The following is a 26,663-nucleotide window of genomic DNA, read 5'->3' as shown; positions in this document are numbered from 1 at the left end:
GATCAAGCAGGCCGTGGGACCGGACACGGACACAGAACTCAACTTCAAGTTTCTCACCTACGATCCGATTTTCGAACGCACCGATATCAGTTTCGCGGATACGCTCGGCGCCTTCTGGAAGCTGGCACGCAGCGGCCTCGGCGGCTTGTTCCGTCAACCGCGCGGGCCGATCACCAACGTCTCGGACCGGCTCCGCTGGACGGCCGGCTATGTCGTCGCCTGGGTGGAAAACGAGAAATTCCAGCAGGAAACGCGGACGCTCGTGCTCGAGACCCTGCGCGAGTTCAAGCCGGACGTCGTCCTGGCCCACAGCCTGGGCTCTCTCGTGACGTACAATGCCTTCTCGCACGCGGAGGCAGCGGAAAGCGAAACGGCCAAGGCCCTCCTCAACACCCATTACGTCACGTTCGGATCGCAGATCGGCAACCCCTTCGTTCTCGGCAACCTCACCTACGGCCGGGTCCAACCGCTTGCCGTCAGGCATTGGCACCATCTCTACAACGAGCACGACGACGTCTTCACCGCGCCGCTGCGGGTTCAAGGCGTCGACAATTTCAATCAGCTCCTGACGCCGTTCGATCTCCCCGGCGCCGGGGACCATGACGCGGCCGCCTACCTCACCCATGTCGTGACCCAGACCTCCTTCTGGAGACCGCTCGTCGACGTCGCCACGGGTCGCTTCAAGGCGATCGGCCTCGCCGCGCCGAGCAACGCCGGTCCGTGGAACCGGTCGCTGCCCGCCGCGGCCGGATCGCCGCGGCGCAAGGCGCTCCTGATCGGGATCGATGAGTATCCCGACGCCGCCAACCGGCTGTCGGGCTGCGTCAACGACGTCTTCTCGATGAGCGCGACGCTGCAGGATTGCGGGTTCGAGCCGGATCAGATTCGCGTCTGCCTCAACGACCGCGCCACCGCCGACGGCATCCTGTCTCGCCTCGAATGGCTGGTGGACGGCGCGCAACCCGGCGACCAGCTGGTCTTCTTCTATTCCGGACACGGCGCGCGCGTGCCGGAATACGGCCTGCACGAGGAACCGGACCGCCTCACCGAGACGCTCGTGCCGTACGATTTCGACTGGACGCCGGCGCGCAGCGTCTCCGACGAGCAGATCAACGGCTTCTACGCCCAGCTTCCCTACGAGACCCAGCTCCTGATGATCTTCGACTGCTGCCATTCCGGCAGCATGCATCGCGACGGCGCCGCCCGCGCCCGCGGGATCACGCCCCCGGACGACATCCGCCACCGCCAGCTCCGGTGGAACCGCGACGAGGAGATGTGGGTCGAGCGCGACTTCACCCCCTTGAACGACGAGTTCTCACGCCGCGCGTCGCAAAAGCAGGCCTTCTTCGGTTCCAATCTCGCCACGGTCCGCCTGGGACGCTCCGCCCTGCTCCGCGTCAGCGACCAGAAGAGTTACGACCACGCCAAGAAGGCGCGCGGAGCACCGACGGGGCCGTTCCTCCCCGTCATCATCGAAGCCTGCGGCGAGGAGCAGTTTTCCTACGAGTACCGTCACGGCGCGACCAGCTACGGCGCCTTCACCTTTTGCCTCACGTCCATCCTGCGCAAGGAGAAGAACATCACGTTCCGGCGCCTCGTCGAACTCGCGACCGAGCGGCTGGAACGGCTCGGCTATCACCAGAAGCCGCAGATCCTGGGGCCGGCCGTCGACCTCGACGCGAAGGTGCCGTTCGAGACGGGGCGAGGCGGGAAGGCGCCCGCCGGCAAGCTGCCGGGTTCGGCGACTCCGCGAACCTCCGGCTGACGCCCGCGACGCGGGTCGGCGCGCGCCGCCCTCCGGCCGTCACCGCGGGGCCGTCCGATCGGGTCGAGGCGCGGGGACGCGGCGCGCCCGAAAGGCCGCCGGCCGCCCGGAGCGAGCGACGGCGGGTTTCACGATACGGCGTTCGCGCCTCCCAACGCGGCGAACCGGAGACGCGACGACGCTCCAACCCGCTCGGACACCGGCCCGTCGGGACCGATCGGATACTTCCGTCATGACGTATAATATGGAAAAATACGCTAATTTACTTGATCTAACAGACGTTTCATAATGAATAATCTCGGCCGGATCCCGATCTATTTCGATTAAGGGATTTTCAATAAACAAAGGTGATTACTCAGACAAAAGGCCGGTGCCGAGAATCCAGATGCTGAAGAATCTCAGGTCGATCAGCGCCAAGATCGCCCTTTCGATCGCCCTTCTCATGATGCTGTCGATCCTCACCGGCATCTTCGCCGTGAACAAGATCGCGCAGGTCGCCGAGATCAGCGAGACCATGGCCCGGCATGTCGAGGCGAACACCGTCCTGGGCGAGCTTGCCTCGCTGAGCCAGAAGCTGCGCGGGGTGACCGCCCTCCAGCACTTCTCCACCGACACGGATCGCCGCCGCTACGAGGTCGAGGCGTCGAGCGCACGTGTGTCGTTCTCGCGGGCCTGGAGCCAGTACGCATCGCTTGCCGGGGAAGGGCGCGAGGCCGAACTCGCCAGCCTGCTGCGCGTGGCCTGGCAGCACTTCCTGGCCGTGCAGGAGGAGGTCGCCGTCCTCGACAAGGCGGGATCCGTGTCCCTCGCCACCGCCGTCCTGCAGAAGGATCTGAGCAAGGACGCGGCCAAGTTCTCCTATGCCGTCTCGGCGGTGCAGACCTTCCGCGGCGGCGAAGTCGCCGCCGCGATGCGGCGCGCCGACGAGATCCGGGCCTCGGCCAGGCTCTGGATCCTGATCGCGCTCGCCACCCTCACCGGCTTCTGCCTGGTCGTGGGGGGCTACCTGATGGCGAACATCTCCAAGCCGGTCCGGCGCATGACGACCGTGATGGCGCGCCTCGCCGACGGACAGCTCGACAGCGCCGTCCCCGGCACGCAGCGGAAGGACGAACTCGGCGCGATGGCCGGCGCGGTGCAGGTGTTCAAGGACAACCTGATCCACACCAAGGCCCTGGAGGCGGAAGCCGCCCTGGCCCGCGCCTCGGCCGAGGAGCAGCGCCGGGCCGCCATGCACCGGATGGCCCATGCCTTCGAGGCCGCGGTCGGCAGCGTCCTCGACACGGTCTCGTCCTCGGCGACCGAACTGCAGGCGACGGCGCAGGCCATGACCGCCACCGCGACCCAGACGGCGAGCCAGTCCACGAATGTGGCCGCCGCCGCCGAGGAGGCCGCCTCGAACGTCGGCACCGTCGCCGCCGCGGCCGAGGAACTCGGCGCCTCGGTGCTGGAGATCGGGCGCCAGGTCGCCGGCTCGGCAGATTTGGCGCAGCGCGCCGTCACCGAGGCGGACGGGACCGCCGCCCTGGTGCACGAACTGACCACGACCGTCGCCAGGATCGGCGAAGTGGTCACGCTGATCTCGGGCATCGCCGCGCAGACGAACCTGCTCGCGCTCAACGCCACGATCGAGGCCGCCCGCGCCGGCGAGGCGGGCCGCGGCTTCGCGGTCGTGGCCGCGGAGGTCAAGGCGCTGGCCGACCAGACGGCCAAGGCGACCGAGGAGATCGCGCGGCAGATCGGGCAGGTGCAGGGCGCGACGGGTCAGGCGGCCGCGGCGATCGGCGGCATCGGCGATCGCATCCGCACGATCAGCACCGTGGCGTCCTCGATCGCCGCCGCCGTCGAGGAGCAGGGCACGGCGACGCAGGAGATCGTATCCAACGTCGGGCGGGCGGCCGTCGGGACGGGCGAGGTGACGAAGAACATCGTCGGCGTGGCGGGCGCCGCGGAGACGACGGGCGCGGCGGCGCGCCACGTCCTGGCCTCGGCCTCCGAGCTCTCGCGCCAATCCGCGCATCTCGCTGCCGAGATCGCCCGCTTCCTCGAAACCGTCCGCGCCGCCTGACGGCTCCCGACCCCATCCGACGGAAACCCACACCATGCGCGTCGCCACCGCCGCACTCGTCCTCGCCCTCGCCGCCGCGCCTGCCGCCGCGGAGACCCGGATCTTCGCCTCGCTCGACAGCGTCGCCGGGCAGCCGTTCCAGGGGGCCGTGAAGGCCGCCGTGCTGGAGGCCGCGAAGAAGGATCCGACCCACGTGCTGACCGTCAAGGAGATCGGCCCGGATCCGGCGCAGCATCTGCGCAACGTCGAGGCCGCCATCGCCGCGAAGGCGAATGCCGTGATCGTCAACGTCGGCGATCCGGCGACGGCGCGGAAGATCGCGGCCCTCGCCGCCGAGGCCGGGATGCCGCTCGTCTTCCTGAGCCGGCGGCCCGCCCTCGATCGCGTCGGCGACAAGGTGTCGATCGTCTCCTCCAACGATCTCGTCGCGGGCCGCCTTGAGACGCGCATCCTGGCCGACAGGCTCGGCGGCAAGGGAACGGTGGCCATCCTGCGCGGCCCCGAAACCGACGCCGCCGCCCGCGAGCGCCGCACGGGAATGCAGGAGGTTCTCGCCGCCTATCCCGAATTGACCGTGGCGGTGGAGGCCGGCGCCGACGGGCTGCGCGACGAGGCCAGGGGTGTCGTCGCGGGCTGGCTGAAGGAGGGCCGGACGTTCGACGCCGTCGTCAGCGCGAACGACGAGATGGCGCTCGGGGCCGTGGCCGCCCTCCGCTCGGCGGGGCTCGCGGGCAAGGTCCTCGTGGGCGGCATCGACGGCGGCCGGGAGGCCATCGCCGCCGTCAAGGCCGGAGACATGGCCTGCACCGTCCTGCAGAACGCCGCCGCGCAGGGCGCCCAGGCGGTGGCGAACGCGGAAAAGTTCGGCCGCGGCGATTACGTCCAGCCCTACGAATGGATCCCCTACGAATTGATCGTCGCCGAGAACGTCGGCGCCTATATCCGGCGCTGACGACGCGGGGCGTTCGAAGAAATCCTTCGAAACGCCCGGCCGCCGGCCTTCCTCAATACTGCACCGTCGCGCGAAGGCCGAGCACCGCGGCGTTGCGCACCCGGCGGCCCTCCGGGTCGCGGGGGTTGGCGATGCCGCCGCCCGGATGCAGGACCAGTTGCACGTCCGGCTGCACGGTGAAGCCCGGCACCACCACCGCCTGATAGGTCGCCTCGATCACCGTCTCCGCCCGCCGCCGCGGCGTCGGCGTGCCGGTCGAGACGATGGTGTCGATGTCGGACCGGCGCGCATCGTCGGAGAGGCGGGCATAGGCGAGGCTGAGGCCGACCGTGTCGTCGTCGCGGCCCTCCAGCAGGCCCTTATAGGCGAGCCCGGTATCGAGATAGGCGGAGACGAGGCTGGAGCGGGTCGGCGACCACGCCGCGCGCAGGAAGAAGCCGAGGCCCTCGTCGTCCTTGCCGGTCTCCCGGTAGAGCGTCTGGTCGTAGACCGCGTAGATCCCGGCATTGCCGCGCAGGCGGCGGCCGATTCCGGTGGCGTTCGGGTCGGCGAGCGGCAGGCCGGTCTGGTCGAAGCGCAGGGATTCGAACCGCCCGAAATGCTGCCAGCCGCCCAGGGTGATGTCGCCGGGCAGGCCCTTCGCGTCCTTGTCCGTGTTGTAGGCGTAGGTCGCCTCGGCCACGACGAGGGCGGGATCGTGGGCGCGGAAATTGGTGCCGGTGCGGTTGAGGCGCTGCGCCTCCGGATCGTCGCCGGGGCGGTTGGCGCCGGCCGGGTCGCCGTCGAAGAGCCCGGCCTGGAGCGAGAAGCCGTTGCCCGGCACGTATTTGGCCCGGATCGCCGGCGTCGCGAGCGGGTAGGCCGGGCCGCCGCTCGGCAGGTCGAGCCCGGTGATCGCCGGCCAGCCGAAGGTCGAATTCACGAACACGGTCGCGGTCTGGCTGACGAAGAACTCGGTGTCGGCCGCCTGCTGGCCGACCCGCACGCCGAGCTGGCCCTCGAAGAGCTGCTGGTCGAGCCACAGCACGTAGAGGCGGGAGGCGGGCAGCGCCTCGATCACGCTCGCCGCGAGCAGGTTGCCGACATAGTAGCGCGACAGGCCGGTGCCGTGGATGAAGTAGGCGTTGGCGTGGACCGTGGCGCCGTCCCAGCCGGCGAGCCGCTGCAGGTCGAGGTTGAGCCGCAGATTCAGCCGGTCCTCGACGATCGCGCCCTGGCGGATGCCGCCGACGGGGTTGCCGAGGGTCTCGGCGATGTAGGTGAGGCTGTACTCGATGCCCCGCGCCTTCAGCAGGGGCCGCAGGCCGAACGGATCGCCGACCGGCCCGAGGGAAGGCTCGATCGAGCGCACGTAGCCGCCGGAGGCCTGACTCGTCGATTCGGGCTGGGAGACCGAGATCCGCGGATCGCCGCCCGCGCCCTCGTAGACCGGCTTTCCGGTGGATTGCGCGAGGGCCGGCGGACCGGCCAGAGCCGTCAGGGCGAGCGCGACGGGCAGGACACCTGGAACGGGGCGGCGGAACACGAGAGAACCCCTGGGGCGGGCCGTAAAGCTTGAGTTTACGGTCCGGCTCTCAACTCGGCCAGAGAACCAGCGGTAGAAACGCCGCCTCCCGACCGCGTGCCCCGCACCGGGATCGGGACCCAGGGACGGCTTCGACGGCGTCGTTCAGGCCGCGCTGTTGTCGAGCGCCCGCAGGTTGGCCACCAGCTCCGAGAATCCGTCGCCCTGGATCAGCACGTGGCGGCGGAGCTGATCGGCCGCCGCGGCGCCGTCGCCGGCGAGGATCGCGGCCACGACCGCCTCGTGCTCGGCGAGCGACTGCGCCACCCGGTGGCGGGCGCGCAGCTGCAGCCGCCGGTAGGGCGAGAGCCGGCGGTGCAGCGCCAGCGCCTGCCCGCACAGGAAGTCGTTGCGGCAGGCGCGGTAGACCACGGTGTGGAAGACGTAGTTCTCGCCGTAATAGGCTTCCGGATCTCCCGCCGCGGCCACCCGGGCGCAGGCCGCGAGCGCGCCCGTCAGCTCCGCCTCGAGTTCAGGCGTGAGGCGGCGCGCGGCGAGCCGGCCGCAGGACGCCTCCAGCTCCGCCATCGTCTCGAACATCTCGAGGAGGTGTCCCGGCTCCGGGGCGCTCACCACCATGCCGCGGCGCGGCTTGGTCTCCACGAGGCCGGTGGCGGCCAGCTGCAGCAGCGCCTCGCGGATCGGCGTGCGCGAGACGCCGAAGCGCTCGGCAAGCTGCGTCTCGTCCAGGCGCGCCCCGAGGGCGAGACGCCCCTCGACGATCTCGTCCTCGATCGTCTGCCTGAGGCGCTGGGTCTGGTTCATCGGTCGAGTCATCGGCGATTTCCTGCCGATCCATATTCAAGGGCGTTGACAAAATATGCAAGATGGCGCGATCTTGTATTCTATGCTGCGCAGCCACGTATATTGTGCGGCGCACAAAAGCCCCCTCAAGCGGGCGAACGAGATTCCGCGAAAGCGGTATTCGGAAGGAAACGCCATGACCCTGAACCGCCGCCACCTCCTCGCGGCCGGACTGGCCGCGCCCGCGCTGCTCAGGCTCGGGACCGGCTCGGCCCAGGCCGCCACGATCCTGAAGCTCTCGCACCAGTTCCCCGGCGGCTCGATCGACGAGGGCGATTTCCGCGATCGGATGTGCCGGAAGTTCGCGGCCGCCATCAAGGAGCGCTCGAAGGGCGCGATGGAGGTGCAGGTCTATCCCGGCTCCTCGCTGATGAAGACCAACGCCCAGTTCAGCGCCATGCGCAAGGGGGCGCTCGACCTGTCGCTCTACCCCTCGCCCTATGCCGGCGGCGAGGTGCCGGAGATGAATATCGGCCTGATGCCGGCGCTGGTCCCCTCCTACGCCCAGGCCGTCGCCTGGAAGGACGCGCCCGTCGGCCGCAAGCTCACCGAGATCCTGGATGCCAAGGGCATCGTGCTGGTCTCCTGGGTCTGGCAGGCCGGCGGCGTGGCGAGCCGCGAGCGCCCGCTGCTGACGCCCGAGGACGCCAAGGGCATGAAGGTCCGCGGCGGCTCGCGCGAGATGGACCTGATGATGAAGCAGGCGGGCGCCGCCACGCTCTCGCTGCCCTCGAACGAGTCCTACGCCGCGATGCAGACCGGCGCCTGCGACGCGGTGCTGACCTCCTCCACCAGCCTGATCTCGTTCCGCCTGGAGGAGATCTCGAAGGCCCTGACCTCGGGCCGCGAGCGCTCCTACTGGTTCATGCTGGAGCCGATCATGATGTCGAAGATCGTGTTCTCGGGCCTGCCCAAGGACCAGCAGGACCTGATCATGGCGGTCGGCGCCGAGCTCGAGAGCTTCGGCCAGGAGGGCGCCAAGGCCGACGACACCCGCGTCGAGGAGGTGTTCGGCAAGGCCGGCGCCAAGGTCGTGCAGCTCGACGAGCCGACGCTCGGCAAGTGGCGCGACATCGCCCGCGACACCGCCTGGAAGGACTTCGCCAACAAGAACGCGAGCTGCGCCGAGCTGCTCAAGCTGGCGGAGAAGGTCGCATGAGCCACGCCTTCGACGCGGCCTCGGCCGCCTCCGAGACGCCCAAGGCCGAGGAGGCGCGGGTTCCGGGCCTGCTCGGCGTCATCGACCGCACCACGCGCCGGCTCAACCACCTCATCCTGGTGCTGGGCGGCGTCGCGCTCGTCGCCGCCTGCCTCGTGCTCAGCTACTCGGTGCTGATCCGCTACGTCCTGCACGAGCCGACCGAGTGGCAGGACGAGACCGCCGTGTTCCTCATCGTCGGCGCGACCTTCCTGTCGGCGGCGGGCGTCCAGGCCAAGCGCGGCCACGTCGCCATCGAGGCGCTCACCGGCCTGCTGCCTCCGGGCGTCAACCGGGTGCGCCTCGTCCTCGTCGACGTCGTCGGACTGGCCTTCGTCACCTTCTTCGCCTGGAAGAGCTGGAGCCTGTTCCACGAGGCCTGGGTCGACGGCCAGATCTCGCAATCGACCTGGGGGCCGCCGCTCTGGATCCCCTACCTGCTGATGTCGGCGGGCATGAGCCTGCTCGCCCTGCAATTCGTCCTGCAGATCGCCGAAGCGGTCCTCTACGGCCCCCGCGCCGCCGGCTGGGCCAAGCCGAAGATCGGCCTGGGGGCGGACATCAACCGCGACCTGCACGACCGCCCGGACGTCACGCCCGAGGGACCGGACCCCATGGGGCAGACGACGGGACAGACGACCGGACGCACGACAGCCACGGCCCCGGTTCGGCCGGTCACGACGACGGGAGGCAAGGCATGAGCACCGCCGCGATCGGCTTCCTCTATGCCGGGGCGACCCTGGGGGCGATGCTCTCCGGCATCCCCATCGCCTTCGCGCTGGGCTTCGTCGCCTTGGCCTTCATGTACGCGTTCATGCCCGCCGCCTCGCTCGATACGGTGGCGCAGAACGTCTACGAGGAGATGGCCTCGATCACCCTGCTCTCGATCCCGCTCTTCATCCTGAAGGGCGCGGCGATCGGGCGGAGCCGGGCCGGCCAGGATCTCTACTCGGCGATGCACGCCTGGATGCACCGCATCCCCGGGGGCCTCGGCATCGCCAACGTGTTCGCCTGCGCCCTGTTCGCGGCAATGGCCGGCTCCTCGCCCGCCACCTGCTCGGCGATCGGCTCCGCGGGCATCCCGGAGATGCGCAAGCGCGGCTACTCGCCGGGCTTCGCCGCCGGGATCATCGCCGCGGGCGGCACGCTCGGCATCCTGCTGCCGCCCTCGATCACCATGATCCTCTACGCGGTCGCCGCCGAGCAGTCGCTCGGGCGCCTCTTCCTCGCCGGGATCGGGCCGGGCTTCCTCCTGGTCGCCCTGTTCGCCGCCTGGTCGGTGTTCCGCTTCCGCTCGGAATTCGCGGCGGCCAAGCACGCCTACGAGCAGACCGGCGCGCAGCATCCGATCCTGCGGGAAGACGCCTACAGCATGCGCGAGCGCTTCTCGACGCTGCCGCGGGTGCTGCCCTTCGTGGTGCTGCTCACCGGCGTCATGGTCGCGCTCTACGGCGGCTACGCCACGCCCTCCGAGACGGCCGGGCTCGGCGGCCTGCTGGCGCTCGCCCTGATCGCGGTGATCTACGGGGTGTGGCGGTTCCGCGATCTCGACCCGATCCTGACCGCGACCCTCAGGGAATCGACCATGCTGATGCTGATCATCGGCATGTCGCTCCTCTACGCCTACGTGATGAGCTACCTCCACATCAGCCAGGCGGCGGCGCAGGCCATCGTCGCGATGCAGCTCTCGCCCTGGGTCCTGCTCGCCACGATCCTGGCCCTGGTGATCGCGCTCGGCTTCTTCCTGCCGCCGGTCTCGATCATCCTGATGACGGCGCCGATCATCCTGCCGCCGCTCAAGGCCGCCGGATTCGACCTCGTCTGGTTCGGCGTGGTGATGACGATCACCATGGAGATGGGGCTGATCCACCCGCCGGTGGGTCTCAACATCTTCGTCATCAAGAACATCGCCCCCGACATCCCGCTCAAGGACATCATCTGGGGCACCCTGCCCTTCGTGATCCTGATGGGCGTGGCGATCGTCCTGCTCTGCCTCGTGCCGGGCATCGCCCTCTGGCTGCCGGACCTGCTCCTGCCGACGACGCGCTGACGCACCGCCCGTCGCGAGACGAGAGACCCTCCGTGCGACAGGCACGGAGGGTCTCTTGTTTGGTGAACCATTCGTTGCCCGCCGCGATAAAACTCGCCTTAACCCTCGGGCCTCAAGATCGTCCCCTCACAGCCGCTTCCGGCACCGGACGGGAGACGATCCGTGACGAAGCCAGTCGCCGAGACCAAACCAGCACGGGGCGCGAGTGCCGCGCCGCCGCTGAGCCCGAGCGTGCGCCGCCACCTCGGCAAGAGTCTGCGCAGCCACTACGCCGACAGCCTCACCGAGCCGGTCGGCGAGCGCCTCGAAACCCTGATCGGCCGCCTGGACACGCCGCAGGACCGGACGACGCGCTCCTGACCTTTCGAGGACGATGGCCGCGCAGCCGAAACGCCCGGCCGCGACGGAGGCGGCCGGGTGTTGAGACTTTGCGATGCGGGTTTGGAGGGGGCCGCGGCGCGCTCAGTCGAGGGCGACGGCGACCAGGGAGAACAGGCCGGCCAGAAGCAGGTTGCAGGCGATGAGGACGATGACCGTCATGGATTGGCTTCGCGACTGAGAGGAAATCGGACAGGCATCGGGGGATGGCGGGACGAACCGCCGTAGGGAGAGCGTCTAGCGGGAGAAGCTTGACGGAGTGCTCATCCCGTCCGATTGCGGCGCCGGCACGGCCCGGTTCGCCGAAAGCGATGCAGGAAGATCACAGAGGTCACGCGACGATCGCTCCGTGCCCGCTTCCTTGGCCCTCCCGCGTGAACCCGCCCTGAACCGCGGCGGCCTTCACCGCTGCGACGCGGCCACAATCGCCGGGCCGCCGAAAACCGATAGGCTGTTTTCCGTCTCTCCCCCGCAATATTGCCAAGATTTGGTTAACGGACTAGGCTCGCGACGTCCCGTTTCGAGACAGGATCCGGCCATGATCTCTCTGAGTGAGTCCCTCCTCACTGCCGCCGGCCTGTTCGGGCTCGGTGCCTCCGCCGCATCGGTCGGAAGCCCGGCGTCGCGGGCTTTTTCGGATTTTTCCCCCGAGGACGGCGCGCCCCTCGCCGAGGGAGGAAGCCCGTCGCCGGAGGATGAGGCGGCGGACGATCCCTTCTTTACGGCGGTCGCCGATGCCCTGCGGGAAGCGGGCTACCTGGATTCCTGAAAATCGGTTGATTAAGCCTGCCTGATCTGCCGCCCGTCGCGGGCGCTCAGGAAGGTTGCCGTCCCGCATGTCCAGGTCCTCCGCCGTGTCCCCCGACGTGCTCGCCGCCATCGGCGGCACGCCCCTGATCCGGCTGCGCCGCGCGTCCGAGGAGACCGGCTGCACGATCCTCGGCAAGGCGGAGTTCCTGAATCCCGGCCTGTCGGTGAAGGACCGGGCGGCGCTCTCGATCGTGCAGGACGCCGAGGCGCGCGGCCTGATCCGGCCCGGCGGCACCATCGTCGAGGGCACGGCGGGCAATACGGGAATCGGGCTCGCGCTGGTGGCGTCCGTCCGCGGCTACCGCACCGTCATCGTGATCCCCGAGACGCAGTCGGCGGAGAAGAAGGAGACGCTGCGCTTGGCCGGCGCCCGGCTCGTCGAGGTGCCCGCCGTCCCCTTCGCCAACCCCAACAACTACGTCCACGCCGCCCGCCGCCTCGCCGAGCGGCTGGCCGAGACGGAGCCGGCCGGCGCCTTCTTCGCCGACCAGTTCGACAACGTCGCCAACCGCCGCGCCCATGTCGAGGCGACCGGCCCCGAGATCTTCGCGCAGACCGGCGGCGCGGTCGACGGCTTCGTCTGCGCGGCCGGCACCGGCGGCACGCTCGCGGGCGTGGCCGAGGCGCTGCGGGCGGCGAAACCGGGGGTGACGATCGCCCTGTCCGATCCCGAGGGGTCGGCGCTCCACGCCCACTACACCACCGGCACGCTCAAGGCCGAGGGCTCCTCGATCACGGAGGGCATCGGCCAGGGTCGGGTGACGCGAAATCTCGAAGGCTTCCGGCCCGATCTCTCGTTCCGGATCCCGGACGCGGAAGCGCTCGGCATCATCTTCGGCCTGATGCGCGAGGAGGGCCTGTCGCTCGGCGGATCGTCCGGCATCAACGTCGCGGGCGCGATCCGGCTCGCCCGGGAACTCGGGCCGGGCCACACCATCGTGACGATCCTCTGCGACGGCGCCGCGCGCTACGCCTCGAAGCTGTTCAACCCCGCCTTCCTCGGCGAGCGCGGCCTGCCGATTCCGGACTGGCTCGGCCCGTCCACCGAACCCCTGCCCGACTGGAGGGCGTGAGCCGCGGGACACCGCAGGATCACACCGAGCCGGCAACGAAATCGCGGGCGGAAGCGTTGCTGTGAGTGCTCAGGCGACGGTGTTTGAGCAATCCGGAGACGGCCCGACGATGCTCACCACCATTCTGCTCATCCTGCTGATCCTGCTGCTGTTCGGCGGCGGCAACTTCTACGGCGGCGGGCGCTTCCGCGGCCCCGGCTTCGGCCTCGGCGGCATCCTGCTCATCATTCTGATCGTCCTGCTCGCGACCGGCCGGATCTGAGGCCCGGCGCCGTCGCGCCTCACCGCGCGCAGGTGATCGCGACGACCGCGCCGAGAACGGGCGCCGCCGCCTCGCCCAGCGTGGCCGCGGTGCCGTTCGCGGTGCCTTTCGCGGACCCCGTGCCCGCCCCGGCGGACACGCCGCTCTCGCCCAGGAAGGCCGCCACGGCCTTCCCCGGCACGACGGCGTAGCGCGTCGGCGGCATCACCCCGGCGATCAGGCGGGGCGCGGCGGGAAACCGGGCGACGAGCCCGACAAGCCGGCCCGACCGGTCGAGCACCGGCGCGCCGCCCGCGCCGGGCTGGAGCGGAGCGTAGACGCCCTCGGCCGCGGCGCTGGCGGGAGCGACGCTCGGACGGCCCTTGGCCTGGGCACCGAGCACGAGCAGGGCCTCGCCCTCGGCCGCCGGATCGGTGCGCAGCGGCGGCGGCGTGCCGCCCGCGAGCCCCTCGGCGGCGAGCAGCGCGAGGCTGCCCGACGCGTCGCGCCGCTCGATCCGGGCCGTCGCGCCGCCGATGCGGGGCGCGGGGCAGGCTTCGAGGGCCGAAACCGCCGTCAGCACCCGCCCGCCGCCGAGGAGCAGGCCGGTCGCGGCGGGGCGCGCCTCGGCCGGCGCGCCGGGCAGCGCAGGGGACAGCGCGGGCGCGACCGCCATTCCGGGTCCGGACGCGGGCGGGCGCGGGGCCGAACCGGCGGCCGTCGCCGGTGCGGCGGCGGCGGCCGGCATCTCCTCGGGAAACGGTGTGAAGGTGTTGGCCACCGCGATGACGAGACGATCGACCGTGTCGGCCAGCGCCCTGTCGTAGCCGAGGGTGAAGCCGCGGATGCCCGCCGGACCCTCGGCGTAGCGGATATAGGAGCGCCCACCCGCGGTCTCGGCGGTGACGACGACGAAGTCCGGCTTCCTCAGCTTGTAGGTCACCTTGCGGCCGGGCATCGCGGCGGCGGCCCGCTCGAACAGCGCGTCGAGGCTGGTCTCCCCTTGCGGAAACGACTTGGTGTCGAGGGTCACCCGCCCGTCGGCGCTCTGCCAGCGGGTGCCGCCGGGGATCGCGCTCTTCTTCGGCAGCAGCGCCTCCGGCACGCCGATCACGACGCCGCTCGCCGCATCGGGCTGGACCTTGAAGCGCGCCGCCCGGCGGGCCTCCTCCGCCTCGCGCTTGAGCGCCGCGCGCTCCGGCGGCGAGAGCAGGCCGGTGGGGGCGGCGCCGGTGCGGGTCTGGTAGGTCTGGATGCCCTCGAAGCTGCGCTTGCCGAAGGCGCCGGTGGTCACACCGTTGTAATCGCCGGTCCAGACGAGGGCGTCCTGCAGGCCCCGCCGCTCCGCCTCGGGCAGCGCCTCGAAGGCTGCCCGGGCCGCCTCGAAGGCGGGGTCGGGCGCGGGCGGGGCCGGCACGGCGGGCTTCGGCCGGGCCGCCGGCGGCGGAGGGGCGGGATTGTGCGGAGCCGGCATCTGGGCCAGCGCCCCCGTCGCGAGGCAGGCGGCCAGCAGAGCCGGCACGCTGCGAACGATTCGTGTCTGTGCCGCCATCACCCCCGCCCGATTCGATGAGCGGCCGCGATGATGCCAGCGGAACGGTGGCTCTCACAAGCCGCGGCGCGGCCGAGCCGGGGCTTCGAATTCGGGCTGACGCTCCGACAGAACTTTTCCGGCTCCTCACCCCCGTCATTCCGGGTTCGCCTTCGGCGCCCCGTAATGACGGGGGGTATGGACGAGGTGATCGGCATCCGAGAAGCCGGCCGGATCACGGAGCCAGCCAAGGACCGAAGCCGAGCGTTGCGGCCGGCGCGGCAAGTGATAGCTTGCCGGCCGCGGGCGCCCCCGGTTCGGGCGCACCGGCCGGAGGAGACGAGCGCATGTCCCAAGGCAAAGGTCTCGGGCGTCTCGGCGCGGCGTTGATCGGCGCGACGCTGCTCGGCCTCCCCGCCCTGGCCCAGACGCCGCGCCCGGCTGCACCGCCGCGGTCGGCGACCGCGCCCGTCGCCAAAACCTTCCTGCGCGAGAACCTCGCGAGCGCGGGCGTCCGGCTCGAGACCGCGCTGAAGAGCGAGGCGCCCGCGGGCGGAAAGACGGCCGCGCAATGGCGCCGCGAGGCGGAGGTCGCCGCGCGGAGCGAGGGGGCCGAGCCGGATGCCGAGCTGAACGCCTACGCCGCCGCCGTCGCGGCCGACCCGAACGATGTTCGCAACTGGCTCGACTACGCCCGCGCCGCGAACGCAGCGGGCAACGACGAGGAGCGCTCCGATTATTCCGCCCGGTTCAAGCTGAAGGGCCGCGCGAGCGCCGCCGCCTACCAGGGCTACCTGCGCGCCAAGAATCCGGCGGACGAGGCGCGGGCGCTCGCCCGGCTCGGCGAGATCCAGGCGGCCCAGGCCGAGTGGCGGCCGGCGCTGGAGGCCTACCGGGCGAGCCTCGCGATCCGGGACGAGGCGCAGACCCGCGCCACCTACGAGAGCCTGCGCGCGGAGCACGGCTTCCGCATCCTCGACTACAAGGTCGATTCGGACGCCGCCGCGCCGCGGGTCTGCTTCACCTTCTCGGAGAGCCTCGTTCCGAAGACCGATTACGCCCCCTACGTCGCCGTCTCGGGCGCGGCCAACGCCGCCGTCACGGCGGAGGGCTCCCAGGTCTGCGTCGACGGCCTCAAGCATTCCGAGCGCTACGCCTTCGTGGTGCGCCAGGGCCTGCCCTCCTCCGTCGGCGAGAGCCTGCTGAAATCGGCCGATTACGAGGTCTACGTTCGCGACCGCTCGCCCCAGGTGCGCTTCACCGGCCGCAACTACGTCCTGCCCCGCACCGGGCAGGCAGGCGTGCCGCTGGTCTCGGTCAACGCGCCCACCCTCGACGTGGAGGTGCTGCGCATCGGCGACCGCGGCCTGCTGCCCGCGCTCCGCTCGGAGGAGTTCCTGAGCCAGCTCAACGGCTCGACGGCCAAGACGATCGCCGACCAGAAGGGCCAGCGCGTCTGGAAGGGCACCCTCGACACGGCCAAGGCCGAGACCAACCGCGAGGCGGTGACCGCCTTCCCCGTGCTGCAGGCGGTCGGCAAGCTGGAGCCCGGCCTCTACCTGATGCTGGCCAAACCCACCGGCACCACGGATTCGTCGGAGGAGGAGTACGGCGGCTACGAGGCGCAGGCGACGCAGTGGTTCGTGGTCTCCGACCTTGGCCTCACCGCCTTCAAGGGCCGCGACGGCGTCCACGTCTTCGCCCGCTCGCTCGCGAGTGCCAAGACGGTCTCCGGCGCCGAGATCCGGCTGATCGCCCGCAACAACGACGTGCTCGCGGTCGCCAAGACCGACGGCCAGGGCCACGCCGCCTTCCCCGCCGGCCTCGCCCGCGGCGAGGGCGGGCTGGCGCCGGGCCTCGTCGTGGCGCAGCTCGGCGACGATTACGGCTTCCTCGACCTCGCGCTCGGCGCCTTCGACCTGTCCGACCGCGGCGTGAAGGGCCGCCCGGCGCCGGGCGGGGCGGAGGCCTACCTCTTCCCCGAGCGCGGCGTCTACCGCTCCGGCGAGACGGTGCAGCTCACGGCCCTCCTGCGCGACCCGCAGGGCGCGGCGGTGAGCGGCCTGCCGCTGACTTTGGTGGTGCGGCGGCCCGACGGCGTCGAGTATCGCCGCGCGGCCGTCGCCGATGAAGGGCTCGGCGGGCGCTCGCTCGCCCTGCCGCTGATGTCGGGCGCGATGCACGGCACGTGGCGGGTCGCGGCCTATACCGATCCGAAGGCGCCGCCGGTCGGCGAGGCGAGCTGGCTCGTCGAGGATTACGTGCCCGAGCGGCTGGAGGTGAGCCTCACCCCGAAGACGCCGAGCCTCACCCGCGGCGAGCCGGCGGTCATCGACGTCGCCGCGCGCTACCTCTACGGCGCGCCGGGCTCGGGGCTCGACGTCTCGGGCTCGGTGGCGGTCCAGGCCGCGGCCACCCCCGGCATCAAGGGCCTGGACGGCTTTTCCATCGGCCTCGACGACGAGGCCGTGGAGGCGACGACGTCGGAGATCGACGGCAAGGCCACCACCGACGCGCAGGGCAAGACCACCGTCACCGTGCCGGTGCAGGAGGTGGCCGCGCCGCGCGCGCTGGAAGCGAAGATCACCCTCGCCGTCGGCGAGCCGGGCGGCCGGGCGCTGAGCCGCAGCGTCACCCTGCCGATCCTGCCGGCCCAGCCCGTGCTGGCGATCCGCAAGAATTTTGGCGGCGATCTCGCCGAGAACGCGACGGCCACCTTCGACGTGGTCATGGCCGCCCCCGACGGCCGGCGCCTCGCGCAGGACGGCGTGACCTGGACGCTGTCGAAGGTCGAGCGGACCTATCAATGGTACCGCGCCGACGGGCGCTGGAGCTTCGAACCGGTGAAGTCGAGCCGCCGCATCGCCGACGGGCGGGTGGCGGCCAGCGCGGAGGCGCCCGCGCGCATCGCCGTGCCCGTCGGCTTCGGCCAGTACCGCCTGGAGGCGAGCGTGCCGGGCCAGCCGCAGGCGGCGGCGAGCGTGTCCTTCACCGTCGGCTGGGGCGGCTCCGAGACCGCCGACGTGCCCGACCTCCTCGACCTCACCCTCGACAAGGGCGCCTACGCCGCGGGCGAGCGGCTGCGGGCGCGGCTCGCACCGAAGTTCGCCGGCACGGCGACGCTCGCCGTCGTCAGCGACCGGGTGCACGAGATCCGCGACGTGGCGGTGGCGGAGGGCGGCACCACCGTCGAGATCCCGGTCAAGGCGGAATGGGGCGCGGGCGCCTACCTCGTCGCCACCGCCTACCGCCCGCTCGATCAGGCCGCCAAGCGCATGCCGGGCCGGGCGCTCGGGGTGGCGTGGTTCTCGGTCGACAAGGAGAAGCGCGGCCTCTCCGTGTCGATCGAGGCGCCGGAGAAGGTGCGCCCCCGCGGCACCCTCACCGTTCCGGTGAAGATCGCCGGGCTCAGTCCCGGCGAGGAGGCGCGGGTGACGCTGGCGGCGGTCGATGTCGGCATCCTCAACCTGACCCGCTACGAGGCGCCGAACCCGTTCGCCTACTTCTTCGGCCAGAAGGCCCTCGGCCCGGAGATCCGCGACCTCTACGGCTACCTGATCGACGGCATGCAGGGCACGCTCGGCGCGATCCGCTCCGGCGGCGATGGCGGCGCGACCGAACTCGCCGACGCGCCGCCGACGCAGGCGCCGCTCGCGCTCTACTCGGGCGTGGTCGCGGTCGGCGCCGACGGAACAGCAAAAGTTCCGCTGGACCTGCCCGCCTTCAACGGCACCGCCCGGCTGATGGCGACCGCCTGGACGAAGAGCCGCGTGGGCCAAGCCCAGGCCGACGTGATCGTGCGCGACCCCGTGGTCCTCACCGGCACCCTGCCGCGCTTCCTCAATGTCGGCGACCGCTCGCGCTTCTTCGTCGCCCTCGACAACGTCGAGGGCGCGGCCGGCGACTACACGGTCGATCTCGACCTCACCGGCCCCGTCGTGGTGGCGGGCGAGGCGGTGCACACCACGATGCGGCTGGAGGCCGGCGCCAAGGGGCAGCTCGTGATCCCGATCACCGCCGCCGGCCCCGGCACGGCCCGGCTCGACGTCAGCCTCACCGGCCCCGGCATCCAGGGCAGCGCCGGCCAGTCCTTCGCCCTCGGGATCAATCCCGGCACCGGCGCGCTGGTGCGCCGGAACCTGCGCCCGCTGGAGCCCGGCGCCGGCCTCGACCTGACGCCGGACCTGCTCGCCGACATCCTGCCCGGCACCGGCGCGGTCTCCGTCGCGGCCAACCGCCTCGGGGGCATCGACGTCGCCGCCCTGCTGCAATCCCTCGACCGCTACCCCTACGGCTGCTCCGAGCAAGTCGTCAGCCGGGCGATGCCGCTCCTCTACGTCAACGCGCTGGCGGCCGGCGAGAAGCTCGGCCTCGACGGCGGGCTCGACGAGCGGGTGCGCGCGGCGATCGAGCGGGTGCTGGCGCGCCAGGATTCGAGCGGTGCCTTCGGCGCGTGGTCCACGGAGAATGCCGGCGACATCTGGCTGACCGCCTACGTCACCGACTTCCTCACCCGCGCCCGCGAGCGGGGCTTTGCCGTGCCGCAGACCGCCTTCAACAGCGCGCTGGACCGCCTGCGCAACACGGTGGCCAACACCACCACCATCGAGAACGGCGGCATGGATTTGGCCTACGCGGCCTACGTGCTCGCCCGCAACGGCCGGCCGGTGATGGGCGACCTGCGCTACCTCGCCGACACCAAGCTCGCCGACTTCGCCACGCCGCTGGGCCGGGGGCAGCTCGCCGCCGCGCTCGCGCTGCTCGGCGACCGCGGCCGGGCGCAAAAAGGCTTCGACGCGGCCCTGCAGGCGCTCCAGGCCGAGCGCGACAAGGGCGCCTACCGCGCCGATTACGGCTCGCGCCTGCGCGACGGCGCCGCCCTGCTGGCGCTCTCGGCTGAGACCGGCTTCACCCGCGAGACGCTGCAGCCGGTCGCCGCCGTGCTCGGCCAGGAACGCGGGGACGGCCGCTCCACCAGCACCCAGGAGAACGCCTGGATGGTGCTGGCGGCGCAGAGCCTCGCCAAGGATTCGGAGGGTCTCGCCCTCTCGATCGACGGCAAGACCGAGACCGGCCCGCTCTCCCGGCTCTACCGGGCGTCGGCCCTGGAGGCGCACCCCGTGCGGATCGTCAACCAGGGCCGCGAGGCGGTGGCGGTGGCGGTCGGCGTCCAGGGCAACCCGATCGCCCCGGAGCCGGCGGCGTCGCAAGGCTTCACCGTCGAGCGCGCCTTCTACCGGCTCGACGGCAGCCCGGTGGATCTCGCCAAGCCGCTGCGCCAGAACGACCGCCTCGTCGCGGTGCTGAAGGTGACCGAGGCCAAGGCCAGCGCCGGGCGCCTGCTGCTGGTCGACCGCCTGCCCGCGGGGCTGGAGATCGACAACCCGAAGCTGCTCGACGCCGACGCGCTCTCGGGGCTGAGCTTCGCCAAGTCCGAGGTGGCGCCGATCCATACCGAGTTCCGCGACGACCGGTTCGTCGCCGCCTACGACCGCACGCCGGAGCAATCCGCCTTCTTCTCCGCGGCCTACACCGTGCGCGTGGTCTCGCCGGGCACCTACGTGCATCCGGGCGCGAGCGTCGAGGACATGTACCGACCCGAGCGGTTCGGACGCACCGCGTTCGGATCGGTCGAGGTGATGTCGGCGAAGTGAGATGAGCCGTGCTGCGGCTCCCCCTCGCCCCTCTGCGGGAGAGGGTGGCCCGCGAAGCGGGTCGGGTGAGGGGAGCGACCTCTCCGGAAGCGTCGCCCCCTCTCCCGCCCGCTCCGCAGGCATCCTCCCCCGCAGAGGGGGGAGGGTTTTTCTCGCGGCCACCTTCGCCGTCGCGGTCCTGCTCGCGGGCGCCCTCTGGCGCTACGCCGCCACCCTCCCGCCCCTCGACCTGACGCAGGCCGCGCTCCGCTCCACGGTCATCCTCGACCGGAAGGGCCAGTTGCTGCGCCCCTTCGCCACCGCCGACGGGCGCTGGCGGCTGCCCGTCACCGCGGACGCGATCGACCCGCGCGCCCTCGCCATGCTCAAGGCCTACGAGGACCGCCGCTTCGACAGCCATCCGGGCATCGATCCGGCGGCGACGCTCCGCGCCGCGTGGCAGTGGCTCGCGCACGGAAGAATCGTGTCGGGCGGCTCGACCCTGTCGATGCAGGTGGCCCGCCTCGTCGAGCCGCGGGCCGAGCGCTCGCTGCTCGCGAAACTCCGGCAGATGGTCCGCGCGGTCGAGCTGGAGCGTCGCCTCGGCAAGGCGGGCGTGCTCGACCTCTACCTCGCGCTCGCCCCCTATGGCGGCCCGGTCGAGGGGATGCGGGCGGCGAGCCTCGCCTATTTCGGCCGCGAGCCGGCGCGGCTGTCGTTCGCCGAGAGCGCGCTCCTCGTCGCCCTTCCGCAGGCGCCGGAGGCGCGCCGCCCCGACCGCTTCGCCGCCAACGCGAAGCGGGCCCGCGACCGGGTGCTCGACATCGCCGCGGAGCGCGGCGTGCTGACCGCCGACGAGGCGCGCGCGGCCAAGGCCGAGCCGGTGCCGACGCTCCGGAAGCCGTTCCCGATGCTCGCGGCGCATGCCGCCGAGCAGGCCCACGCCGCCGACGAGTCAGCCCGGGTGCAGCACCTCACGCTCGACGCCCGGCTCCAGGCGAGCCTCGAGGCCCTGGCCGCCGAGCGCGCGGCCGCCGCCGGCCCGGCGCTCTCGGCCGCGATCCTCGCCATCGACAACCGCACCGGCGCGGTGCTCGCCCATGTCGGCAGCGCCAGCTATCTCGATGCGGCCCGCGCCGGCGCGGTCGATGCGACCCAGGCCGTGCGCTCGCCGGGTTCGGCTTTGAAGCCCTTCATCTACGCGCTGGCCTTCGAGAACGGGCTCGCCCATCCCGAGACGCTGCTCGACGACCGCCCGGCGCGCTTTGCCGCGAGCTACGCGCCGGAAAACTTCGACATGGGGTATCGCGGCACGGTCACGGCGCGGGTGGCGCTGCAGCAATCGCTGAACCTGCCCGCGGTCGATCTTCTCGACGCGGTCGGCGCCGCCCGCTTCGTCGCCCGGCTGCGGGGGGCGGGCGCGGCGATCCTGCTGCCGCGCGACACCGCGCCGGGCCTGCCCGTGGCGCTCGGGGGCCTCGGCATCACGCTGACCGACCTCGCCCGGCTCTACGCGGGACTTGCCCGCGGCGGCGGCGTGCCGGCGCTCGCCCGGCGCCTCGACGGGCCGCCCGCGAACCCTGAGCCGGAGCGCAGCGTCGCCGACCCGGTCGCGGCCTGGTACGTCGCCGACATCCTGCGCGGCGCCCCGCCGCCGGAGAACGCCCTGCCCGGCCGAATCAGCTTCAAGACCGGCACCTCCTACGGCTACCGCGACGCCTGGGCGGTGGGGTTCGACGCCCGCGTGACCATTGCCGTCTGGATCGGCCGTCCCGACGGCGCCTCGGTGCCTGGCCTCGTCGGGCGGAGCCACGCCGCGCCGATCCTGTTCGACGCCTTCGCCCGGTTCGGCGGCGAGCCGGAGGCCCTGCCCCGCCCCCGCGACGCCCTCGTCGTCGCGACCATGGCCCTGCCCCCGCCGCTGCGCCACATCCGCCGGGACGCGCCCAAGACCTTCGCGGCGACGCTCGGCGTGCCGCTCAAGATCGCCTATCCGCCGGATGGCGCCCGTGTCGATCTCGGCATCAGTGAGGGCGCGCAGGCCCGCCTCGCCCTCAAGGCGCTCGGCGGCCAGCCGCCCCTGACCTGGATGGTCGACGGCCTGCCGGTGGCCGAGGCGATGCGGCGGCAATCGGAGTGGAGCCCGGAGGGCGCGGGTTTCGCGCGCATCTCGGTGATGGATGCGGCGGGCGCCAGCGACAGCGTGGTGGTGCGGCTGGAGTAGCGCGCCGAGGTCACACTCGTGCGGTGCCACACGTGACTCTTCCGCCCTTCGCTTTAACTGCACCCCGCGAGGCCACGTCCTCCCCCACCATGCCTTTTCGCGGTGGGGTCCAAGTCCGGGACGGCCCGGCTCATGAACCACATGAGGTTGCCGTGGCCTGGATCGTTCTCGTCGTCGCCGGTCTGCTCGAGGTCGTCTGGGCCTTCGCGATGAAGCAGTCGGAGGGGTTCTCGCGCCTCTGGCCGAGCGTGATCACCCTCGTCACCATGGCAATGAGCTTCGCCTGCCTCGCCTGGGCGATGCGCAGCCTGCCGCTCGGCACCGCCTACACGATCTGGACCGGCATCGGCGCCGTCGGCGCCTTCATCGTCGGCATCGCCTTCCTCGGCGAGGCGATGAACGCCACCCGCATCCTGGCGGCGGTGCTGATCGTCAGCGGCCTCGTGCTGATGAAGCTGTCGAGCACGGCTTGAGAATGGGCCTTCAGCCTTCGCAGCCCGGAAACACCGCGAACACGTCCTCGCGCACCCGGGCGAGGATCTGGCGGTAGGCCGGCTCGCAGGCCATGCCGGCGCTGATGCGCCCGTACTGCGCGCCCTCGGCCAGCCCGCCGCGCTCCGGCACCAGGGCGAGTGGGGTCGCGGCGGGAGTGAGCTGCGTGCCGCGGCCGGAGAACAGGGTGGTGAGGATGCCGAACATCTCGCCCTGGATCGTCGGTCGCCCGAGCACGGCGAGGCGGTACTGCCCCTGGAAGTTGGTGACGAGGTAGATCTGGCCCGACTGGTTCGGCACCGAGACGGTGCCGGACTGGGCGAACGGCGCGTCGAGCCGCTCGGCCTCGCGGAAGACGAGGCGGGCGCTCTCCGGGTCCCAGGCGATCTCGGTGCGGTAGGCGAAGATCGCCCCCGCCTGCCCAAAGGAGGGGCGCAGCGTCAGGTAGCGTCCTTCGAGGAAGGCCACCGCCTCGCGGGTGTAGGAGCCGAACTCTTCCGGCGCGTGCCGCACCCGGTCCGCGATGGCCGCCGGCGGCGCCGCGGCCGGCACCCTCAGGGGAAGGCCCAGCGCCTCCTCCAGGCGCAACGTGGTCGCCAGGGTGAAGGGCCGGCGACCGGAGAGGGCCTTCTCCAGGGTCGAGATGCTGATGCGGGCCGCATCCGCTAGGGCCTGCCGCGACATCCGGCGGCGGGCCAGCGCCTCGCGCACCGCCTCGGCGATGAGACGGCTCTGCGCGTCGGGCAGCTCGGTCTCGGGATGGTCGGCCTCGATCGGCGGCATGGTGCGGGTTCCGGACGGATCCGCACAGAACCGCACAGAGGCCGGAACCGTCAAGGTTCGGCGACCGCCTCCACCAGCAATCGCTCCGGTCCGTGCGTCACGGCGTCGAGCGGCCAGCAGGTGGCGAGCACGAGGTGGCGGCCCGGCGCCTGCGGATCGAGGCCGGAGGCGTCCCAGCGCACGACCCGGCGGCCGGTGACGCGGAAGCGGACGGTCCGGCGGTCGCGGCGCACCACCGTGATCGGATCCCCCACCGCGAGCCGCCCGAGGCTGCGGAACTGAGTGTCGCGGTGGGCGGCGTAGACCGCGGTGCCCGGCTCGCCCGCTTCCGGCGTGCCCTCGACATGGCCCGGCCCGAAGGCGAGCGCCTGCCCGCTCGATCCGGCGAGCGCCACGTAGCTCTCGCGCAAGTCCGGGAAGACGATGCGGGCGACCGGCACGGTGTCAGCCCAGGGCCAGGGCCGCACGCCCGTCCCCTCGGCGAGGGAGCGGGCGAAGGCGCGCTCCAGGAGAATTTGCGCCAGGGCGGCCTTGGCCGGGATCCAGGCGGCCTGGGCGAGCAGCACCAGCCCGGATACGACGAGGAGGGCGGCCGGAAGGGCGAAGACGCCCCTCCGGCCGGGGCGCCGCGGCGCGGCGCCCGTGCCTGCGCTCCCGCTCACGCCGCGACCCGGCGGCTGCGGCGGGCGAGGACGAGGCCGAGCGCCAGCAGCAGGCCGCCGAGCAGGGCGCGGATCTCGAAATCCGTCGCGGTCTGCGGCAGCGCGACCGGCTGCGCGGCGGCGAGTTGGGCGGCCGGGGCGGCGGCGCGGCGCTGGCGCGGCGGGGGAAGCGGCTGCGCCTCGTCGTCGCCGAACAGGGCGGCGAAGTCCCAGCCCGCCGGCAGGTTGAGGGGCAGGTCGGTGCTGGCGAGGCGGGCGCCGGCCGGCCGGCGCGGGGTGGCGTCCACCGCCACCAGCGAGGTCAGGCGGGTGGTGAGCCCGTGGTCGAGGGCGAGCCGCAGGATCGCGGCGTCGGCGGCGTCGGGCGAGAGTCCGCCGGTCAGCCGCGCGGTCTCGGCCTCGGCGATCTTCGCCCGCGCCCAGAGCTTGCCGATGCCGGTGCCGGCCTCCGCCCGGTCGAGCGGCAGCACCGCCTGCCACGGTTGTCCGCCGATCCGGCCGGTGAGGGTGAGCGTTCCGCGCGCCTCCGTCATGCGGGCCGAGAGGGTCAGCGGCTCGCCGCGGTAGAGGTCGGGCAGGCGGGCGGGCGTGGCATCGACGCCGGGCTCGGAGAAGGTCGCGGTCAGGCCGGTGACGGCCGGGCTCTCCAGCTTCACCAGCAGGGCGCGCATCCGCTCGGTCACCTGATCGGGCGTGCCGATCTGAGTGACGCTGCCGCGACCGAGTTCGGCGGCATGGCGCATCAGGTAGCCGTTCGGGGCCGAGCCGATGCCGACCATGAACAGCCGCGAGCGCCCGCGCTCCGCCGCGATGGCGGAGAAGATCTGTCCCTCGTTGCCGATGGCGCCGTCGGTGAGGAACACGACCTGCCGCAGGCGGCCGGTCTCCCCGGGGGTCGCGTCCCGCAGGGCGGCGCGCAGCGGCGCCAGCATCTCGGTGCCGCCGCTCGCCTCCAGGCCGGCGACGAAGCGCTTGGCCCGGTCGAGATGGGTCTCGTCGGCGGGCACGACGTCGGGGAACAGCACGTCGTAGCTGTGATCGAAGCGGATCACGTTGAAGCGGTCGCCCGAGCGCAGCCGGTCGAGGCCGATCAGCAGGCTCGCCTTGGCCTGCCGCATCGAGGCGCCGCCCATGGAGCCGGAATTGTCGATCACGAACACCACGTCGCGGGGGATCGGCGCGGCCGGGGTCGCGGCCTCCGGCGGGGTCACCACGGCGAGCACCGCCTCGCCCCCCGCGACCCGCTCGCGGAACAGGCCGACCGCGGGCGCCTCGCCGGGTGCGGCGGTCCAGGTCAGCTCGAAGTCGCGGTCGGCGGCGGTGGCGCCGTCGGCGAGCGTGATCCGGCGCTCGCTCGCGGAGACCTCCTCGACGCGGATCGCGTGGGTGGCGCTGCGCACCGTGCCCAGCGGGAAGCCGGCCTTGAGGTCGATCTGAAGCGTCAGCGGGTTGACCGGCGCGTGGCGGGCCGGGTCGAGCACCGGCGCCGCGATCTTCTGGCGATCGGGAACGGGGTCGGCGGCGGAGGCGCCCTCCACGGCGGAGGTCACCAGCGGCGGGGCCGGGCTGTAGCGCGGGGCGGCCACGGTCGGCAGGCGCAAGGAGGCGGTGCCGCCCGATTGCCGCACCGGCTGCTGGTACGCGATCTGCACCAGCACGGTCTCGCCGGGGCCGATATTGGCGACCGCGTTGGTGAACAGGTTGGGTCGCTGCTGCTCGGTGAGCGCGGCGGCCCTGCCCTCGGCCTTGGCCGCCTCGTAGACGCGCCGCGCCGCCTCGCGCTCGCGGATGTCGGCGACGATGACCCGGTCGCCGATCACGAGCTTCATCGTATCGACCGCCGCATCCTCCGGCAGCGGGAACAGGTAGGTGCCCTCGACCCATTCCGCGGTGGTGTTGCGGAAGGCCTGGGTGATCGTCGCCCGCGCGGTCGGGCCGCTCACGGTGATCGCGGCATCCGCCCTGAGGCGGGGCGCCTCGACCGGCGCGCCGCCCTCGGAGCGGAGCAGCAGCGTGCCGCCGCCGCCTTCCGCACGCGTCTCCTGCGCCTTGGCCGGCGCGATGCCGGCGACCAGGGCGAGCAGGAGAGCGATCAGCGGGCCGAGCAGCAGGTTGCGCGGCAGGCTTGGCGCCGGGTGAGAGAGGGGCGAGCGGGGATGCGGGGACAGGGGAAGCGGGAGCATGGGAGCCTCCATCGGCGGATGCCGGCCGGGCGGCCGGTTCCTGCTAAGGCTCCTCCGGCGGGGGTCGCGCCGCCACGGGACGCTTCGCCAACCTTCGGCCCCGGCCCGCACCGGAACCGCCCGCGCTGTCCGGAAAGCGGCGCCGTTCGTCCCTTACCGTGACGCTTCGTCCGGATCGGTGCGGGATCGACGGCCCGAGCCCGCGGCGTCACGGCCCGCTGTCAGGCCGGCGCGAACCGCCTACATCGGGCC

The 26,663-nt window shown here is 72.2% G+C and carries 19 protein-coding genes; 13 read left to right on the top strand and 6 right to left on the bottom strand.

The window, feature by feature from the left end; all coding sequences use genetic code 11:
* The first annotated feature begins 13 nt into the window (after positions 1-13).
* The 3 genes from ABS772_RS10735 (at position 14) to ABS772_RS10725 (ending at position 4,785) form a co-directional block, all read left to right on the top strand.
* The gene (locus tag ABS772_RS10735; RefSeq protein ID WP_350394391.1) at positions 14-1,765 is read left to right on the top strand and encodes a caspase family protein; all 1,752 of its coding nucleotides are present in this window, start codon (positions 14-16) and stop codon (positions 1,763-1,765) included.
* Between the two features lie 385 nt (positions 1,766-2,150).
* The gene (locus ABS772_RS10730; RefSeq protein WP_350394390.1) at positions 2,151-3,833 is read left to right on the top strand and encodes a methyl-accepting chemotaxis protein; all 1,683 of its coding nucleotides are present in this window, start codon (positions 2,151-2,153) and stop codon (positions 3,831-3,833) included.
* Between the two features lie 34 nt (positions 3,834-3,867).
* Complete coding sequence (locus ABS772_RS10725; RefSeq protein WP_350394388.1) at positions 3,868-4,785, top strand: substrate-binding domain-containing protein; 918 nt, start codon at positions 3,868-3,870, stop codon at positions 4,783-4,785.
* A 52-nt stretch (positions 4,786-4,837) separates the two neighbouring features.
* On the opposite strand, the gene ABS772_RS10720 is transcribed toward ABS772_RS10725, so the two are convergent.
* Positions 4,838-6,310: a carbohydrate porin gene (locus ABS772_RS10720; protein ID WP_350394386.1), complete on the bottom strand. Its 1,473-nt coding sequence runs from the start codon at positions 6,308-6,310 to the stop codon at positions 4,838-4,840.
* 144 nt (positions 6,311-6,454) lie between these two features.
* Positions 6,455-7,126, bottom strand: a complete 672-nt coding sequence (locus ABS772_RS10715) for a GntR family transcriptional regulator (protein ID WP_238254277.1) — start codon at positions 7,124-7,126, stop codon at positions 6,455-6,457.
* 163 nt (positions 7,127-7,289) lie between these two features.
* Between ABS772_RS10715 and dctP the strand changes: the two genes are divergently transcribed.
* The 7 genes from dctP to ABS772_RS10680 all read left to right on the top strand — a co-directional run bounded on the left by dctP (position 7,290) and on the right by ABS772_RS10680 (position 12,924).
* On the top strand, positions 7,290-8,312 hold the full coding sequence (dctP, locus tag ABS772_RS10710) for a TRAP transporter substrate-binding protein DctP (protein ID WP_350394383.1): 1,023 nt from the start codon (positions 7,290-7,292) through the stop codon (positions 8,310-8,312).
* A complete protein-coding gene (locus tag ABS772_RS10705) occupies positions 8,309-9,052 on the top strand; it encodes a TRAP transporter small permease (protein WP_350394381.1) in 744 nt (247 codons plus the stop codon). Before dctP ends, ABS772_RS10705 begins: the two co-directional genes overlap by 4 nt.
* Entirely contained in the window at positions 9,049-10,401 is a 1,353-nt protein-coding gene (locus ABS772_RS10700; protein ID WP_238254273.1) for a TRAP transporter large permease, read from the top strand. The genes ABS772_RS10705 and ABS772_RS10700 overlap by 4 nt, the downstream gene beginning before the upstream one ends.
* A gap of 162 nt (positions 10,402-10,563) precedes the next feature.
* Entirely contained in the window at positions 10,564-10,761 is a 198-nt protein-coding gene (locus ABS772_RS10695; protein ID WP_238256489.1) for a hypothetical protein, read from the top strand.
* Between the two features lie 556 nt (positions 10,762-11,317).
* Positions 11,318-11,548, top strand: coding sequence for a hypothetical protein (locus tag ABS772_RS10690; protein WP_350394379.1), 231 nt, complete (start codon positions 11,318-11,320; stop codon positions 11,546-11,548).
* 67 nt (positions 11,549-11,615) lie between these two features.
* Positions 11,616-12,662 carry a cysteine synthase A gene (locus tag ABS772_RS10685; RefSeq protein WP_350394377.1) on the top strand — a complete coding sequence of 349 codons (1,047 nt, stop codon included), beginning with the start codon at positions 11,616-11,618 and terminating at the stop codon, positions 12,660-12,662.
* Positions 12,663-12,771: 109 nt separating this feature from the next.
* Positions 12,772-12,924, top strand: a complete 153-nt coding sequence (locus ABS772_RS10680; RefSeq protein WP_012453303.1) for a DUF3309 family protein — start codon at positions 12,772-12,774, stop codon at positions 12,922-12,924.
* A gap of 19 nt (positions 12,925-12,943) precedes the next feature.
* Here ABS772_RS10680 and ABS772_RS10675 read toward each other — a convergent pair whose 3' ends face one another.
* Positions 12,944-14,455, bottom strand: coding sequence for a serine protease (locus ABS772_RS10675; protein ID WP_350394375.1), 1,512 nt, complete (start codon positions 14,453-14,455; stop codon positions 12,944-12,946).
* A 326-nt stretch (positions 14,456-14,781) separates the two neighbouring features.
* On the opposite strand from ABS772_RS10675, the gene ABS772_RS10670 reads away from it, so the two are divergent.
* The 3 genes from ABS772_RS10670 (at position 14,782) to sugE (ending at position 22,764) form a co-directional block, all read left to right on the top strand.
* A complete protein-coding gene (locus tag ABS772_RS10670; RefSeq protein WP_350394373.1) occupies positions 14,782-20,088 on the top strand; it encodes an alpha-2-macroglobulin family protein in 5,307 nt (1,768 codons plus the stop codon).
* A 1-nt stretch (position 20,089) separates the two neighbouring features.
* The gene (gene pbpC, locus ABS772_RS10665) at positions 20,090-22,291 is read left to right on the top strand and encodes a penicillin-binding protein 1C (RefSeq protein ID WP_350394372.1); all 2,202 of its coding nucleotides are present in this window, start codon (positions 20,090-20,092) and stop codon (positions 22,289-22,291) included.
* Positions 22,292-22,443: 152 nt separating this feature from the next.
* On the top strand, positions 22,444-22,764 hold the full coding sequence (gene sugE / locus ABS772_RS10660; protein WP_238258687.1) for a quaternary ammonium compound efflux SMR transporter SugE: 321 nt from the start codon (positions 22,444-22,446) through the stop codon (positions 22,762-22,764).
* Between the two features lie 10 nt (positions 22,765-22,774).
* On the opposite strand, the gene ABS772_RS10655 is transcribed toward sugE, so the two are convergent.
* The 3 genes from ABS772_RS10655 to ABS772_RS10645 are packed head-to-tail and all read right to left on the bottom strand — an operon-like array spanning position 22,775 to position 26,411.
* Complete coding sequence (locus ABS772_RS10655; RefSeq protein ID WP_350394370.1) at positions 22,775-23,566, bottom strand: helix-turn-helix domain-containing protein; 792 nt, start codon at positions 23,564-23,566, stop codon at positions 22,775-22,777.
* Between the two features lie 50 nt (positions 23,567-23,616).
* Complete coding sequence (locus ABS772_RS10650) at positions 23,617-24,228, bottom strand: class GN sortase (protein WP_350394368.1); 612 nt, start codon at positions 24,226-24,228, stop codon at positions 23,617-23,619.
* A complete protein-coding gene (locus tag ABS772_RS10645; protein ID WP_350394367.1) occupies positions 24,225-26,411 on the bottom strand; it encodes a marine proteobacterial sortase target protein in 2,187 nt (728 codons plus the stop codon). The genes ABS772_RS10650 and ABS772_RS10645 overlap by 4 nt, the downstream gene beginning before the upstream one ends.
* Positions 26,412-26,663: the final 252 nt, after the last annotated feature.

The sequence above is a fragment of the Methylorubrum podarium genome (assembly GCF_040270385.1).
In the GTDB taxonomy this organism is placed as follows: Bacteria; Pseudomonadota; Alphaproteobacteria; order Rhizobiales; family Beijerinckiaceae; genus Methylobacterium; species Methylobacterium podarium.
This window is presented reverse-complemented; position numbering and strand designations above follow the sequence as displayed.

Bases quoted from the DNA above. Each gene is read 5' to 3' on its own strand.
- ABS772_RS10700 (WP_238254273.1), top strand. From the start codon at position 9,049: ATGAGCACCGCCGCGATCGGCTTCCTCTATGCCGGGGCGACCCTGGGG.
- ABS772_RS10645 (WP_350394367.1), bottom strand. From the start codon at position 26,411: ATGCTCCCGCTTCCCCTGTCCCCGCATCCCCGCTCGCCCCTCTCTCAC.
- ABS772_RS10685 (WP_350394377.1), top strand. From the start codon at position 11,616: ATGTCCAGGTCCTCCGCCGTGTCCCCCGACGTGCTCGCCGCCATCGGC.
- ABS772_RS10725 (WP_350394388.1), top strand. From the start codon at position 3,868: ATGCGCGTCGCCACCGCCGCACTCGTCCTCGCCCTCGCCGCCGCGCCT.
- ABS772_RS10675 (WP_350394375.1), bottom strand. From the start codon at position 14,455: ATGGCGGCACAGACACGAATCGTTCGCAGCGTGCCGGCTCTGCTGGCC.
- dctP (WP_350394383.1), top strand. From the start codon at position 7,290: ATGACCCTGAACCGCCGCCACCTCCTCGCGGCCGGACTGGCCGCGCCC.
- ABS772_RS10730 (WP_350394390.1), top strand. From the start codon at position 2,151: ATGCTGAAGAATCTCAGGTCGATCAGCGCCAAGATCGCCCTTTCGATC.
- ABS772_RS10690 (WP_350394379.1), top strand. From the start codon at position 11,318: ATGATCTCTCTGAGTGAGTCCCTCCTCACTGCCGCCGGCCTGTTCGGG.
- ABS772_RS10655 (WP_350394370.1), bottom strand. From the start codon at position 23,566: ATGCCGCCGATCGAGGCCGACCATCCCGAGACCGAGCTGCCCGACGCG.
- pbpC (WP_350394372.1), top strand. From the start codon at position 20,090: ATGAGCCGTGCTGCGGCTCCCCCTCGCCCCTCTGCGGGAGAGGGTGGC.
- ABS772_RS10670 (WP_350394373.1), top strand. From the start codon at position 14,782: ATGTCCCAAGGCAAAGGTCTCGGGCGTCTCGGCGCGGCGTTGATCGGC.
- ABS772_RS10715 (WP_238254277.1), bottom strand. From the start codon at position 7,126: ATGACTCGACCGATGAACCAGACCCAGCGCCTCAGGCAGACGATCGAG.
- ABS772_RS10680 (WP_012453303.1), top strand. From the start codon at position 12,772: ATGCTCACCACCATTCTGCTCATCCTGCTGATCCTGCTGCTGTTCGGC.
- ABS772_RS10705 (WP_350394381.1), top strand. From the start codon at position 8,309: ATGAGCCACGCCTTCGACGCGGCCTCGGCCGCCTCCGAGACGCCCAAG.